At 71.1% G+C, this 14,395-nt stretch carries 11 protein-coding genes and 4 pseudogenes; 6 read left to right on the top strand and 9 right to left on the bottom strand.

The genetic code is table 11. The annotated features are described in order from the left end of the window. Positions 1-11: 11 nt before the first annotated feature. Both ACZ43N_RS28700 and ACZ43N_RS28695 read right to left on the bottom strand, forming a co-directional pair. A pseudogene (locus ACZ43N_RS28700) lies at positions 12-184 on the bottom strand (PNPOx family protein); the annotation flags it as partial. Positions 185-386: 202 nt separating this feature from the next. Continuing rightward, complete coding sequence (locus ACZ43N_RS28695) at positions 387-1,895, bottom strand: MFS transporter (protein ID WP_468101587.1); 1,509 nt, start codon at positions 1,893-1,895, stop codon at positions 387-389. 182 nt (positions 1,896-2,077) lie between these two features. Here ACZ43N_RS28695 and ACZ43N_RS28690 point away from each other — a divergent pair, with 182 nt between their 5' ends. Further along, entirely contained in the window at positions 2,078-2,494 is a 417-nt protein-coding gene (locus ACZ43N_RS28690) for a MarR family winged helix-turn-helix transcriptional regulator (RefSeq protein ID WP_468101585.1), read from the top strand. A 525-nt stretch (positions 2,495-3,019) separates the two neighbouring features. Here the strand turns inward: ACZ43N_RS28690 and ACZ43N_RS28685 are convergent. Beyond that, positions 3,020-4,507, bottom strand: a complete 1,488-nt coding sequence (locus ACZ43N_RS28685; RefSeq protein WP_468101584.1) for a long-chain-fatty-acid--CoA ligase — start codon at positions 4,505-4,507, stop codon at positions 3,020-3,022. 149 nt (positions 4,508-4,656) lie between these two features. Between ACZ43N_RS28685 and ACZ43N_RS28680 the strand changes: the two genes are divergently transcribed. Both ACZ43N_RS28680 and ACZ43N_RS28675 read left to right on the top strand, forming a co-directional pair. Continuing rightward, the gene (locus ACZ43N_RS28680; protein ID WP_468101582.1) at positions 4,657-5,850 is read left to right on the top strand and encodes a PucR family transcriptional regulator; all 1,194 of its coding nucleotides are present in this window, start codon (positions 4,657-4,659) and stop codon (positions 5,848-5,850) included. Positions 5,851-6,120: 270 nt separating this feature from the next. Next, entirely contained in the window at positions 6,121-6,909 is a 789-nt protein-coding gene (locus tag ACZ43N_RS28675; RefSeq protein WP_468101581.1) for an SGNH/GDSL hydrolase family protein, read from the top strand. A gap of 62 nt (positions 6,910-6,971) precedes the next feature. Here ACZ43N_RS28675 and ACZ43N_RS28670 read toward each other — a convergent pair whose 3' ends face one another. Next, entirely contained in the window at positions 6,972-7,547 is a 576-nt protein-coding gene (locus ACZ43N_RS28670) for a PadR family transcriptional regulator (RefSeq protein ID WP_468101580.1), read from the bottom strand. 144 nt (positions 7,548-7,691) lie between these two features. On the opposite strand from ACZ43N_RS28670, the gene ACZ43N_RS28665 reads away from it, so the two are divergent. Further along, positions 7,692-8,084 (top strand): nuclear transport factor 2 family protein, encoded by a 393-nt coding sequence (locus tag ACZ43N_RS28665; RefSeq protein ID WP_468101578.1) that lies wholly within the window; start codon positions 7,692-7,694, stop codon positions 8,082-8,084. Positions 8,085-8,093: 9 nt separating this feature from the next. Here ACZ43N_RS28665 and ACZ43N_RS28660 read toward each other — a convergent pair. From ACZ43N_RS28660 to ACZ43N_RS28650, 3 genes and pseudogenes are all read right to left on the bottom strand, one after another. Further along, positions 8,094-8,264, bottom strand: a pseudogene (locus ACZ43N_RS28660) (sugar phosphate isomerase/epimerase); the annotation flags it as partial. Between the two features lie 2 nt (positions 8,265-8,266). Next, positions 8,267-8,865: pseudogene (locus ACZ43N_RS28655) on the bottom strand (hypothetical protein); the annotation flags it as partial. Positions 8,866-9,035: 170 nt separating this feature from the next. Beyond that, positions 9,036-9,692 carry a YceI family protein gene (locus ACZ43N_RS28650; RefSeq protein ID WP_468101576.1) on the bottom strand — a complete coding sequence of 219 codons (657 nt, stop codon included), beginning with the start codon at positions 9,690-9,692 and terminating at the stop codon, positions 9,036-9,038. 315 nt (positions 9,693-10,007) lie between these two features. Here ACZ43N_RS28650 and ACZ43N_RS28645 point away from each other — a divergent pair, with 315 nt between their 5' ends. Both ACZ43N_RS28645 and ACZ43N_RS28640 read left to right on the top strand, forming a co-directional pair. Continuing rightward, a complete protein-coding gene (locus ACZ43N_RS28645) occupies positions 10,008-10,535 on the top strand; it encodes a hypothetical protein (RefSeq protein ID WP_468101574.1) in 528 nt (175 codons plus the stop codon). 212 nt (positions 10,536-10,747) lie between these two features. Then, positions 10,748-12,433, top strand: a complete 1,686-nt coding sequence (locus tag ACZ43N_RS28640) for an RNA polymerase sigma factor (RefSeq protein ID WP_468101573.1) — start codon at positions 10,748-10,750, stop codon at positions 12,431-12,433. A gap of 27 nt (positions 12,434-12,460) precedes the next feature. On the opposite strand, the gene ACZ43N_RS28635 is transcribed toward ACZ43N_RS28640, so the two are convergent. Beyond that, positions 12,461-13,147, bottom strand: coding sequence for a glycerophosphodiester phosphodiesterase (locus tag ACZ43N_RS28635; protein ID WP_468101750.1), 687 nt, complete (start codon positions 13,145-13,147; stop codon positions 12,461-12,463). A 26-nt stretch (positions 13,148-13,173) separates the two neighbouring features. Then, positions 13,174-14,302 (bottom strand): annotated as a pseudogene (locus ACZ43N_RS28630) (adenosine deaminase). Positions 14,303-14,395: the final 93 nt, after the last annotated feature.

Below are 14,395 nucleotides of genomic sequence, written 5' to 3'. Positions count from 1 at the left end.
ATGTCCGCTCCGTCGCCGCGTGCCCGGATCCGCTTGACCTTCCAGGAGTCGGCTGGTCCGCAACGCCCAGCGTGTCGCCGTCGCGGACCACCCACACCGGGGTGACGACGGGGGTGCCGTCCTTGCGGTAGCAGGTGACCAGCATGCACGTGCCGGCGCCGAGCCGCTCCAGCGTGTCGTCCATGAGGCGTTTCTGGTCGCCCAGGCGGGTCGGCTGCTGTCGGCGCGACGCCGGCGGCTGGATGCGGCCGGGGCGGAAGAGGATCTTCGGTCTGACGGTCTGACGGTCTGACGGTCTGACGGTCTGACGGTCTGACGGTCTGACGGTCTGGAGGGAAAGGTCGTGGGCATCCGGAGGTAGGGAACGTTTGTTGCGTGCGCCGCGGTCAGACCGTGACGGCCGCGCGGTCGGGTGTGATCTCGGCGTCGCCCGACGAGGCGGGCGTGTCCGTGGCGGGCGAGGGGGACCTGCGGCGGATCGCCAGGCCGACCATGGCCACGCCGATGACCAGCAGGAAGGCCATGCCGGCGAGGGCGAAGCTCAGGGTGTACTGGCTCTCGGCGGGCAGCGCGGGAACTCCGGCGGGCAGGTTGTCGAGCGTCTGGGAGGCGAGCAGGGAGGTGACGACCGCGCTGCCGATGGCACTGCCGGCGGAGCGGGAGATGGAGTTGATGCCGTTGGCGATGCCGGTCTGGTGGTGCGGGACGCCGGCCACGATCAGCGCGGGCATCGCGGCGTAGCCGAAGCTGATGGCGATGCCGACGACCATGCCGGCCAGGATCACCGAAGCGGTGGTGTCGTGGGCGAGGGTCAGCCAGGCGAAACCGATGACGCCGAAGGTGGCGCCGGTGGCGAGGGTGAGACGCGCGCCGATGCGGCGTACCAGCATGCCTCCGAACTGGGCGGCGACGAGTGAGACGAGGGCGGAGGGAAGCAGGTAGACGACGGAGGCGCGCAGGACGGAGGCGCCGAAGCCGTAGCCGGCGATGTCAGCGGGCGTCTGGACGAGGTAGGAGACACCGATGAACTGCGCGAACATGGCGAATCCGACGAGGACTCCGGCGACGTTGGTGAACAGCACCGGGCGGTGGACGAACATCTTCATGTCCACCAGGGGGTCGCGGACCCCGCGTTCGACGAGGACCCAGATGACGGTCATGACGACGGCGCCCGCGAAGAGGGCGAGCGTGCGGGGCGAGGTCCAGCCCCAGGTGTGGCCCTGCGAAATGGGCAGCAGGAGCAGGACGAGCACCAGGGCGAGACCGGCCGCGCCGAGCCAGTCCGTGCGCCCGCCTGTCCGGATGCGGGGCGCGGGGACGGCGACCGCGACCGCGATGAGTGCTGCGGTGGCGAGCGCGGCGGCCAGCCAGAAGACCTGGTGGTAGTCGGGGTCGGCACCCTGGGAGAGAAGCCCGGCGCTCACCAGGGCGAGGCCGCTGCCGAACCCGAGCGTTCCGCTGACCAGGGCCATGGCGCCGGGCAGCCGCGACGGCTCGACCTCTGTCCGCAGCACGGACAGCGCAAGCGGGAAGATCGCGGTGGCGGCGCCCTGCATCACGCGGGCCACGATGAGCCACAGCAGGGAACTCGTGGTCGCCGCGAGTACGGATCCCGCGACCATCACCACCAGCACGCCGAGCAGGGTCGGCTTCGTGCCGTGCTGGTCGCCGAAGCGGCCGAGCAGCGGGGTGAAGACCGCGGCCGACAGCAGCGTGGCGGTGGTGACCCAGCTGACCTGGGCAGTGGTGGCGCCGAGGTCGTTCTGGATGATGCCGAGGATCGGGATGACCAGGGTCTGCATCATCGACACGACCATGGCGGCGAGGCCCAGGACCAGCACGAGGCTGAGGCGGCCGGTGCGGTGCTCCGGGGCGGTGGCAGCAGAGGACTTCACGGTGTTCTTTCCTGTGGAAGGGAAGGGAAGGGAAGGGAAGGGAAGGGGAGCCCGAAGGATGGGTGCATCGATGGTCGAGGAGTCAAACCATTGAGGTACTCGATGCTTGAAGGCATCAAATAATAAGAGCTGGTGGATGTCAAAGGTTGGGAGGTTCAAGCTTTTCGCGGTACCCTCGACGTATGTCCCCCATCCCGTCCAAGGCGCAGCTCATGGAGTTGCTCGCCCATTCGGTCGGTACGCACTACGCCGACTTCACGTCAGCCGCCGCTGACATGGGCCTGACCTCCAGCCAGGCGAAGACCCTCACGGTGCTGCGTCGCGCACCCGCCTCGATGCGGTCGCTGGCGCACACCCTCGCCTGTGACGCGTCGAACATGACCGGGATCATCGACCGGCTCGAAAAGCGCGACCTGGTCCGCCGCGAGGTCAGCGCCACCGACCGCCGTGTGAAGAACGTCGCCCTCACCGAGGGGGGCGAGAAGGCGATCGACGCGATCCGTGAGCGGATGGAGCAGACGCAGACCGGCCTGGACCAGCTGTCCGACGAGGAGCGCGCCGAACTCTTCCGCCTGCTGACGGTCGTCTTCCCGCGCTGACGCATGCTGTGCGGGTGTTGGCCCGCCGGAGGATCGGGCGGTGACCAGGCCGACGGAGGTTCCGCGAGTGATCTTCGGGCGCAGGCGGACGGTGGTGAAAGCGGACTCGCGGTACGTCGGCCGTTTGCGGACGGGCAGGTGTGCGGCGGGGACGGTGCGGGATGCCGGACGCGGCGGCGCAGGTCGGACTGCCCGCCGGTGCCTCAGACGCTCCCTGACGGTGGAGCGTCGCTGCCGTCACAGGCGCGGACGATGGTGTCGGCCGTCGGGTTCGGTGGCGGCGGTATGCCGGGGACGGGTGACGATGCGGCCGACGGTGTCGACGCTGCCCGGTTCGACGACGGACACGCGGCCGTGCGGACGTGCCAGTTCCTGGCGCAGCGATTCGCTGAAAGGTGACGCTGAGGTGGCGCGCGGATGCCGAGGCGCGGGGCGGCCTCACCGAAGGGACATCCGGGTGCCCCTTCGGTGAGGCCGTCTCATCGAGCCGCCCGGCCAGGGGCCGTTCGCTTCAGCCGTCGGCGTTCAGCCTGCCGGCGCGGTGATCTCTCTCTTGAGGATCTTGCCGCTGGGGCCGGTCGGCAGTGTGTCCACGAGCCACACCTGGCGCGGGTACTTGTACGCTGCCACGCGCTCCTTGACGAACCGCTGGAGCTCTTCGGGCGTGGCCTCGGCCTTCGGGCGCAGCACCACCGCGGCCGCGATCTCCTCGCCCAGATGCGCGTCGGGCACGCCCACCACCGCGGCCAGCGCGACGGCCGGGTGCTCGTGGAGTACCTCCTCGATCTCGCGCGGATAGACGTTGTAGCCGCCGCGGATGATCATGTCTTTCTTGCGGTCGACGATGTAGAGGTGGCCGTCCTCGTCCCGGCGTGCGAGATCGCCGCTGCGCAGCCAGCCGTCCGGGATGGTGGCGGCCGTCTCCTCCGGGCGGTTCCAGTAACCCTTCATCACGTTCGGCCCGCGGACGGCCAGTTCGCCGACCTCGCCGGGAGCCACGTCCTGACCCTTGTCGTCGACGAGCCGCACCTCGACGTCCTTGATCGGGGTGCCGATGGATCCGGCCTTGCGCGGCCGGTCGGGGTGATTGAAGGTGACGACGGGACTGGTCTCGGACATGCCGAAGCCCTCCAGCACCATGCAACCGAAGCGCCGCTCGAAGCCGTGCAGGATCTCCACCGGCAGGGAGGCTCCGCCGGAGACACACATCCGCAGTGTGGACACATCGGCTTCCGACGGGTGCTGGAGCAGTGCGGCGTACATGGTCGGCACGCCCTCGAAGATCGTCGCCCCGTCCCGGGCGATGGCGTCCAGGACGGTCTGCGGATCGAAGCGGGGGATCAGGGTGAGCGAGGCACCGGCGCGGACAGTCACGCTCATCGTGCAGATCTGGCCGAAGATGTGGAACAGCGGCAGGCAGCCCACGACCACGTCGTCCGCCGTCATCTGCTGCACGTAGACCGCGTTGACCTCGGTGTTGTGCCGCAGTCCGGCGTGCGTGAGGGTGGCGCCCTTGGGTCGGCCGGTGGTGCCGGAGGTGTACAGCAGCACCGCCACGTCCTCGCCGTCCGGCGCGCTCACCCCGGGCAGCGGCTCGTGTCCGGCCAGCAGGTCCGCGAAGGCGGCGGGCTCGACGGCCATGTGCCGCACGCCGGCGGCGGCCGCGCCCTGTGCGCCCTCGCCGGGCGCCTGGTGCCACTCGAAGAGCAGCACCGCGCCGGAGTCCCGCAGGTGGTACTCGGTCTCGCGGGTCTTCAGCAGCGGGTTCAGCGGGACGACGACCGCTCCGGCGCGCAGCACGCCGTAGTAGAGGGCGACGAACTCGGGAACGTTGGGCAGCATCAGAGCGACCCGGTCTCCCGGTCGTACGCCCTTCGCCCGCAGCAGCGCGGCGGCGCGAGCGCTGCGCTCGTCGAGCTCCGCGTAGCTGGTGACCCGGTCCCCGAGTCGCAGCGCGGGGCGCTCCGGCTGCCGCTGTGCCGTCTCCACCAGGAACTGAGCCAGATTGGCCATGATCGCCTCCACGAAAGTCACCGTTGAAATCCGCTGTTCACGTTGACGACATCGTGCAGATCTCCGTGGCGACGGCCTATGTGCGGTAGGACAGCGTCCGCCCTCCCGGCTTGTTCCCAGGAACAAAGCGGGCGCGTTACGCTGCGGGAATGAAGGTCTCAGGGGTGGTCTCGGCGCTTCAGGCGAGACTGCCGGAACTGGGCGAACGGGTGGCGCAGCGCATCCGCTCGGATGTCGACGCCTACCAGAACGAGTCACTGATCCCCTTCGACTCGCTGCGCCGTTCGTGCACCGCCAACGCGGAGCTGCTGCTGAACCAGCTCGGCCACGCGGACGCGCAGGCCCCGAGCCCGGCGCGGGAGACCGGCCGTGTCCGCGCCGAGCAGGGCGTGCCGCTGGCGGACACCCTGCACGCGTACCGGATCGGCTTCGAGCTCGTATGGACGGAGATCCTTGCCGAGGCGCGCACTCATCCCGAGGTCGACGACGCCCAACTGGTGTCCCAGTCCGCTGAGATCTGGGCCCTCTTCGGCCGCTACGCGGAGGCCGTGGCGGCGGCCTACCGTGAGACGAGCGCCGAGCTGACCGCGCGTCGTCAGGCGCGTCGCTCGGCGCTGATGGACGCGCTGTTCACCGGTGTCATCGCCGATCGCACGCTGTGGGAGGCCGCCCGCGAGCTGGGTCTGCCCGACCGCGGTCCCTATGTCGTCGCCGCCGCGGCGGCCGAGGCTCCCGGTGAGGAGCCGCTGGCGGGGGTGGAAGCGGCGCTGCGCCAGGCCCAGGTCCACTTCGTCTGGCGGCTGCTGCCCGACCAGCAGATCGGCCTGGCCGCCCTGCCCTCTGCGGCGCTGGAGAGCACCTGCCTGCGCATCCTGCGCCGAGCGGGTGCCCGCGTCGGTGTCAGCCCGTGCTTCCACTCGCTGCGGGACACCACCCGGGCCCTGCGCTTCGCCCGCCTGGCTCTGGCCGGCCTGCAGGGAACCGGTCCCGGCGTCGCGCGGTTCGACGACGCCCCGCTGGCGATGGTCGTCGCCGCGGCCCCCGCCGAGGCGGCGCACCTCGTGGAGGTGGTCCTCCAGCCCCTGCTCGACCTCCCGGTCGCGGAGCGCGCTCGACTCCTGGAAACCCTGGAGCACTGGTATGCCGCCGCGGGGTCCGCCACCGACGCGGCGCGGAGCCTGTTCGTCCACCCCAACACCGTCCGCTACCGGCTGCGCCGCGTCGAGCAGCTCACGGCCCGCTCCCTGTCCGATCCGCGAGCGGCCGCGGACATCGGCGCGGCGCTCCTGGCGGTCCGCCGGACGAACGCGTCATCCAGCGACGTCGTTCACCGACTCGACTGAGCACTTCTGCTGCCGCCCCGGCCGTGTCCGGTGACGAGGGCCCGCGACGGCCCGCGCCCCCCCGCGACGGCCCGCCCCCCCCACGACGGCCGGTGACGGCCCGCGACGGCCGGCGCCCCCGCGACGGCCCGCGACCGTTCGGCGCTGGTTGTGGGGGCGCCTGGCTCGACGCTATCGTCATAGTCAACAATGCACCTAGGTCGATAGTTGGGTATCAGGCCGACGGGGCGCCGCCTTTGAGGGCGGCTTGGACAAGGAGGCGGTCGGCCCATGTCGAGCGGTGCGTATCTGCGGTACGTCGCCCTGGGGGACAGCCACACCGAGGGGGTCGGGGACGGCGACGACGTGCACGGGCTTCGCGGGTGGGCGGACCGGCTGGCCGAGCGGGTCGCCCAGCGCAGCCCCGGCCTGCTCTACGCCAACCTCGCCGTGCGCGGACGCAAGGCGGGCCAGGTGCGGGCGGAGCAGCTCGCCCCGGCGCTCGCGATGCGCCCCGACCTCGCCACCGTGGTGGCCGGTGTCAACGACGTGCTGCGCCCGAGCTGTGACCTCGACGAGGTGGCCGGTCATCTGGAGGCGATGTTCGCCGCGCTCACCGCACAGGGCGCCACCGTCGCGACGCTCATGTTTCCCGACGTCGGGCGCATCACTCCGGTGGCCCGCCCGCTCGGCCACCGGGTCCTCGCCCTCAACGAGCGCATCCGGGCGGCCGCCGCACGGCACCAGGTGGTGGTGGCGGAGACGGCCGCGCACCCGGTGGTGACCGACCCGCGGTTGTGGAGCGCCGACCGGCTGCACGCCGGTCCGCTCGGCCACGCCCGCATCGCGGACGCCGTCGCCTACGCGCTCGGCCTGCCCGGCAGCGACGACCGATGGACGCTGCCGCTGCCGGTCGACGGGGCGGCGGCCTCGGGACTGCGGGCCGTGGGCACCGAGCTGCACTGGGCCGGCACCTTCCTCGGCCCCTGGCTCGTCCGTCGACTCCGCGGCCGGTCCTCCGGCGACGGCCGCCGACCCAAGCGCCCCGACCTGCTGCCGGTGACTGCCGCCACCCCGTGAGCACTCACCTTGTTGAGTACCAGCGTGCGTAGGGCGTCGTCGGCCGGGTGGGACCTTCGTGGTCAGCCCTCGCCGCGGAGCGCGTTCGCGCGCTGGTCGAGACGGCGGAGCGCCATGTCGCCCCACTGGAGGTTCTCCCGCTCGAAGGACATGCCGCGCAGCAGGGTGAGGTACGGGCCGACGCGCTCGGCCTCGGCGAAGTACGCCTCCTCCGAGCGCCCGTCGAGCAGGCGCCGGCGAAGTCGTTCGTAACGGGCCAACTTGGCCGTGGCCCACTCCATGCGCTCGGCGACGGCCTTGCGTACGGCCTCGATGTCGCCCGCGTCCACGCACTGCACCTTGACCATCAACTCGTCCCGGATCACCGACGGTTTGCCCAGGGGCTCGACGGTGTAGGCGTGCACGGCCGCGCGCCCGGCCTCCGTCAGAGAGAACAGCCGCTTGTTGGGGCGGCGTTCCTGCTCGATGACGCGGGCCGCGACCAGCCCTTCGGTCTCCATGCGCTCCAGCTCCCGGTAGAGCTGCTGGGGGGTCGACATCCAGAAGTTCGCGACCGACGCGTCAAACGCCTTCGCGAGGTCGTACCCGGACGCCTCGCCCTCCAGCAGCGCGGCCATCACCGCGTTCCGCAAAGCCATGGACCCACGCTAACACCGCTGTGAGTACTCAACGAGGTGACCATTTACCGCTCTCGCCCCGTAGACACTCTGTAGACAGAGGTGGAACGCACCCTCTAGCCTCCCTTCAGGTAGTCAATTTTTTGAATATGAAAGGCTGGCTTCATGCATCCCTTCCGCAAGGCCGTCGAGAGCGGTGACATGGACGCCGTCGCCGCCCTGCTGGCCGACGAGGTCGTCTTCACCAGCCCCGTCGCCTTCAAGCCGTACCCGGGCAAGGCCATCACTGCCGCGATCCTGCGCGCCGTGTCCCGGGTCTTCGAGGACTTCACCTACGTCCGCGAGATCGCCAACCCCGACGGCCGGGACCACGCCCTCGTCTTCACCGCCACCGTGGCCGGCAAGCAGCTCCAGGGCTGCGACTTCCTGCACTTCGACGAGCACGGCAGGATCGACGAGTTCACGGTGATGGTGCGACCGCTCTCCGCCGCCCAGGCGCTCTCCGAGGCCATGGGCGCCCAGTTCGAGCGGATCGCCCGCGAGGCCGCCGAGGGGTGACCGGAGGGATCAGCGGGCGAGCTCCTTGGCGTTGCGGTCCAGCCGGAACGCCGAGGACTCCCTGGCATGTTCCTCCCAGGTCAAGACGCACGCCGTGACGACGCCGTCGAGTCAGGTCGCGGAGGTGCCGAAGAAGGCGTACCAGTCGACCTCGCCCTGGCCGATGCCGAGGCGCTGGTGGCCCAGGGCTTGTTGACCGCGCGGACCACATCGACGGCGTGGTGTTCTCCTCGCAGGAGTCGTCCGGGTGTGCCTCCAGGTTCAGCGCGATGCCCACCCGCTCGAAGGGGGCAGCAACTCCGGCGAGCGCCAGAACGCCGCCTCGCTCTCGGCCGCGTGCTCGGGGTGGCAGTCGAACTCCGAGTTCATCAGCGGGCATTCGAGGTCCGCGTGCTCAAGCTGCTCGGTGAACGCGCCGGTCCTCTCGGCCCGGTACTTCGGCGGGATGAGGCCAGGTGGTGAGCGCCCGAGGCGGCGGTCGGCGCGGCCACCCGCCGGACATGCGCGAGCATGCCGTCCCGGGCCTCCGGCCGGTTCAGCGCGCCCAACGCGGTGCCGCCGGACACCTGCAGTCCGCGGCGTCGAGTTCCTCCTTCAGCCGCCGCGGGTCGGCGGGGAGGTGGCCGTAGAGGCCGAGCCCACGCCACCGGTAGCCGGCGTCGGCCGGCTCGTCGAGGAAGCGGGTGCACGGCACCTGGTGCTCGGCCTCGGGGAACCGCATGCCCCAGGAGTCGGGGCCGGAGTCGAGCTACAGGTTGCCGGCGACCGTAGGGAGGGGGATGGTGCCGGTGCCAGGATCGGGTTCCTTCTGTCGTTGGAGGCGGGAAGGACGGCACGGCGGATGAGGCCCTCGGGGCGCAGTGACGCGGCTCCCGGCCCGCCACGGGAGTCGGCCGGGTCGCGGAGCCGCCCGGGGCGAGTGCCTCCCCGGGCGGTCCCGTCGGGTGCTCGTCAGGCGCCGGGGATCTGGCGGATCGCGGCGAGGTCGAACTGCAGGCGGACCTTCTCGCTGACCATGGCACCGCCCTCGGCGAGCCGCTGGTTGTAGGTCAGTCCCCATTCGGAACGGTTGATGGTGGTCGTGCCGTCGAAGCCGACCCGCTCGTATCCGAACGGGTCGACGACATGGCCGATGTAGGTGAGTTCGAGGTCGACGGGGCGGGTGACGTTCTTGATCGTGAGGTCGCCGGTCATGCGGTAGACATCGTTGCCGACGAGCTGGACCGCCGTACTCGCGAAGCGCATACGGGGGTAGGTCGCGGCATCGAGAAAGTCCCGGCCGACCAGGTGGGCGTCGCGTTGTTCCACGCCGGTGTCGACGGACGCGGTGGACAGCAGGATCTCGGCCTGCGAGCGGGACGGGTCACGGCCGTCGAAATAGAGCCGGCTCTCGTACTGAGTGAAAGCTCCGCGCACGGTCGTCACCAGGGCGTGGCGGACGGAGAAACCGATACGGCTGTGCGCCCGGTCGATGATCCATTCTCCGGTCAGCCCCGCCAGGGCGGGATCCAGCGTGCCGGTGGCGAACGCCGGGGAGTCGTGGGGGAGTTGTCGGGCAGTGGGGGGAGCCGGGCGGCGCAGGGACGCAGCACGGTTGAACAGGTTCATGATTCACGTAACTACGGCAGTTGGGAAAGGGCCGCAAGTCTTCTTCAAGAGCCACCCACACGGTCGCCACGAATTGCCCTTGCCATTCGCCTGTCATTCGTCTGCTATTCACCGTAATTCGTCGAACGGCGGGCGGGTCGCGAAAAGCGGGAAGAATCGCCTTATTGCGTCAAGAAGTATTCAGTGTGCTTTCCGGCGCGGGGAGGGGCGGTGTGCGCTCGCCTGCCGGTCGGGGCGGGGGCGGTGCGTCGCTCGCCCGCGGTCGGGGCCTGGGGGGCTTTTGAACGCGTTCAAGTGCAGGCGTACGCTCCTGGTATGAGCGACAGAGCCGCCCTGCTGAAGGGCATCCGTGCGTGGCTGGTTTTCTTCGTCGTCTGCCTGGTGCTGAGCGGCGCCACGGCGTTCCCACTCGTCCACGAGCTGCGCTGGAGCGAGGAGTTGATGCGATCGCTGTCCGTCGGCGACCACCTGCCGGGGCTCATGGAGTGGATCGAGCGGGTGCGCGCCGGGCTGGACGCGGCCGACGCCGAGTACCCGTTCCTGCTGTACGGCACGGACTGGCTGGCCTTCGCACACCTCGTGATCGCGGTCGCCTTCCTCGGGCCGTACCGCGACCCGGTGCGCAACATCTGGGTCGTCGAGGTCGGGATGATCGCCTGCGCGGGAATCATCCCGCTGGCCCTGATCTGCGGGCCGATCCGCGGCATCCCCTTCTGGTGGTCGCTGATCGACATGTCGTTCGGGGTGTTCGGTGTGATCCCGCTGTACGTCGTGTGGAAGCGGATCAAGCGGCTGGAGTCGCTGCCGCCGGTGGCGGAGCCGGTCGTCGCGGTGGCCGGCTGAGCCCCGCCGGGTTCCGACGGGACGAAAAACTGTTATCGGCGGTGCCTCCGTCCCGTCTCCCCGATGACCCCTGTTTCCCCACGTACAGGAGTGCGCCGTATGGGCTGTGTGATCTCCGACTCGCGGGTTCCCCATGTCACGGGAACGACTGAGAAGGTACGGAAATCAGCCGAGTGAACAGGGTGCACCCAGCGGGAGCGGAAGGAACGCACGTGGACGGGCGGCAGTGGCGCCCCACCATCGCGGCCGCACAGGCGGGCGACCGGCGCGCCCTCGACGACCTGGTCGAGGGCTGGCTGCCGCTCGTCTACAACATCGTCGGCCGCGCACTCAACGGTCACGCCGACGTCGACGACGTCGTGCAGGAGACCATGCTGCGCGCCGTCGGCAACCTCGGTACGCTGCGCGACCCGGACAGCTTCCGGTCCTGGCTGGTCGCCATCGCGATGCGTCAGATACGGGACCGGGCGCGCCGGCGCACCACCGACCACCTCGCCGACGGCGACGCCCGCGGGCCCGCCGACTTCGCCGAACTGACCGTGCTGCGCCTCCAACTGGAGGGCCAGCGACGCGAGGTCGCGGAGGCGGTCCGCTGGCTCGACGACGAGGACCGGCAACTGCTCTCCCTGTGGTGGCTGGAGGTCGTCGGCGAACTTACCCGGCGCGAGCTCGCGGCCGCCGTCGGCATCAGCCGGCAGCACGCGGCGGTACGGGTGCAGCGGATGAAGGCCCGTCTGGAGACCGCGCGCGGCATCGTCCGGGCCCTCGACTCCGCCTGCGCCGACCTGCGCGAGGTGACCGCGCGGTGGACCGGGCAGCCCGACTCGGTGTGGCGCAAGCGCATCGCCCGGCACATCCGCGGCTGTGACCGCTGCGACGGCCACGGCAGGCGCGGTGAGGCGGTCGTCCCCGCCGAGCGCCTCCTCGTCGGACTCGCGCTCGTCCCCCTTCCCGTCGGCTTCACCCTGTCCCTGGCGTTCGGCGGCAAGACGGCGGCCGCGGCGACGGCCGCCACGGCCTCGATGGGCTGGTCCGCCAAAGTGCTGGGCGCCCTCACCAAACCGGCCGTGGCGGTGACGGCGAGCGCGACGATCGTCGCCGGGGGCGCGTACGTGGTCACGAAGCCCCGCGAGGAACGGCCCCCGCAGGCTGCGCCCACGGCACTGAGCACGGCCCGCCCGCAGGCCACCGCCCCGCGCCGTTCCCCGGCCGTCCCTTCGTCGTCGTCGCCCCCCGGCCCGTCCCCGTCACCGTCACCGAAGAAGAAGAGCCAGGTGTACGGCACGATCGTGGACGCCGTGGACCGGGCCCCCGACCGGGATACCCCGCCCCGCGCCCTTCCGCGCCGGCCCGAGACGGGGATCGGGAGCAGCGCGGGCGCGCGGGCCGTGATGAACCACCGGGGCGACAGCGTGACCCTCCAGGGTGAGGGCTACATCCTCGTCCGCTGGCAGCTCTTGCCGCAGTACCGGCCGGGCGGCCTGGTCATGCCGGCCTGGACCGGGCTGAAGGGCAAGCTCTTCCATGTCGCCTCGGGCGGGGGCCGCCGCATGGACGACCCGACGTCACCGGACGGCCGGACGAGCGGCATGGGCGGCCCCGACATCGGATACATCGTCCTCCCCGACGGCGCCCAGCAGATGTGGCAGAACGAGTACTTCTACCTCGACGGCACGGTCACCCTCGTCCAGAACGAACGCGGCGCCGACTACAACGTCTCCGTGTTCCCCTCCTCCCGGACCGCCGTCGAGGAGGACGTCAACCGCGGCCCCGACCAGGGCGCCCTCCGCTACGGCCTCGTCCGCGACAACGGCACGGACACGACACCCGTACCGCAGTACGTCACGCGGGAGACGCCCGAGGACGCGGCGACGGTGGCTCAGCGGTCGCAGGTGTGAGGGCGGCGCGACCCGGGTGTGCGGTCGTCAGTTCCCGTTCCGCAGCGCGCACAGCGTCTCGATGCGGTTCGTGGTGATGGAGTCGACCCCGAGATCCGCCAGCCGCCGCATGGAGCGGCGGGTGTCCGGCGTCCAGACGGACAGCAGATAGCCGTCCCGGTGGACGCGGTCCGCGAGGGCACGGCTCACCAGCCCGAAGCGGTAGTTGAGCCAGCGGGGACGTACGGCGTCGAGGAGGGCGGGGCGGGGCGGGGCGAGGGTCTTCCAGGTGAGGGCGATCTCGGCGCCGGGGGCGGCGGCCCGCAGCGCGAGCATGGTGTCGGCCCCGGCGCTGTAGTACACCCGCTCCTGTGCCCCGCACTCCTGTACGACGCCCACCACGTGCCGTATCGCCCGGGGGGCGGCCGCACCCGGCAGGTCGATCATGACCCGGCTGTCCCCGGTGGCGGCCAGCGCGTCGGCCAGAGTCGGCACACCGTCCGCCGTGAGCCCCCGCAACTCGGCGGAGGAGAGGGCCGCCAGCGGCCGGTCCAGCTCCCACAACCGCTTCAGCGTGGAGTCGTGGAGCAGGACCGGCACGCCGTCACGGGTCGTGCGGACGTCGAACTCGACGGCGTCCGCGCCCAGCGCGAGCCCCGCCCGCAGCGAGTCCAGGGTGTTCTCGCGATGGCGGTACGGGGCGCCGCGGTGGGCCACGGCGGTGACGGTGCGCAGGGGGTTCATGGTGCTTCCGGTGCGGGTCAGGGGGCGAGCCAGGCCGAGGTGTAGGTGTCGATCTCGGCGGCCAGCCGGGCCTTGCCCGGCTCGTCGAGGAAGGCCGCCTCCACCGCGTTCTTCGCGAGCGCGGCCACCCCTTGCTCGTCGAGGTCGAGGAGCCGGGCGGCGACCGCGTACTCGGTGTTGAGGTCGGTGCCGAACATCGGCGGGTCGTCGGAGTTGACGGTCACCAGGACCCCGGCCCGCACGAACTCCTTGATGGGGTGCTCGTCGAGAGTGCGGACCGCGCGCGTCGCTATGTTCGACGTGGGGCAGACCTCCAGGGCGATCCGGTGCTCGGCGAGATGTGCGAGCAGCTTCGGGTCCTGGGCGGAACTCGTGCCGTGCCCGATGCGCTCCGCGCGCAGTTCGTTGATCGCGTCCCAGACCGTCTCCGGACCGGTGGTCTCGCCGGCGTGCGGCACGGAGTGCAGTCCGGCCGCGATGGCCTGGTCGAAGTACGGCTTGAACTGCGGTCGCGGTACGCCGACCTCCGGCCCGCCGAGCCCGAACGACACCAGGCCCTCCGGGCGCAGCCGGTCGTCGGTGGCGAGCCGGATGGTCTCGTCGGCCGACACGAGTCCCGCCTCGCCGGGGATGTCGAAGCACCAGCGCAGTACGGTCCCGAACTCGGCCTCGGCCGCCTTGCGCGCGTCCTCGATCGCGTCCATGAACGCCCGCTCGTCGATGCCGCGGCGGGTCGAGGAGTAGGGCGTGATGGTCAGCTCGGCGTACCGCACCTGTTGCCGGGCCAGGTCCCTGGCCACCTCGAACGTCAGCAGCCGGACGTCCTCCGGGGTGCGGATCAGGTCCACGACGGACAGATACACCTGGATGAAGTGGGCGAAGTCCGTGAACGAGAAGTAGTCCGCGAGCGCCTCGGGGTCGGTCGGCACCTTGGAGTCGGGGTGACGGGCGGCGAGTTCGGAGACGATCCGGGGGGAGGCGGAGCCGACATGGTGCACGTGCAGTTCGGCCTTGGGCAGGCCGGCGATGAAGGCGTGCAGGTCGCGGGCGCCGGAGCCGCCGGGCGCGGTGCGATGGACGGTCAAGGTTCCTCCCGGGAACGGCGTCCGGCCCGGACCGAGGTCTTCGCCGGGGGACGCGGGTGATCGGCTGATCGGTGACTCGGGGATCATCGTAGGCGGCGAACCGCGTGGAGGACCCCGGGCCTTAGCATGACCGAACGTACAGCTGATGTCGTAC

The sequence above is a fragment of the Streptomyces sp. NPDC030814 genome (genome assembly GCF_055572155.1).
Note: the sequence above shows the minus strand (reverse complement) of the source record. Positions and strands in the feature narration are given on the sequence as shown.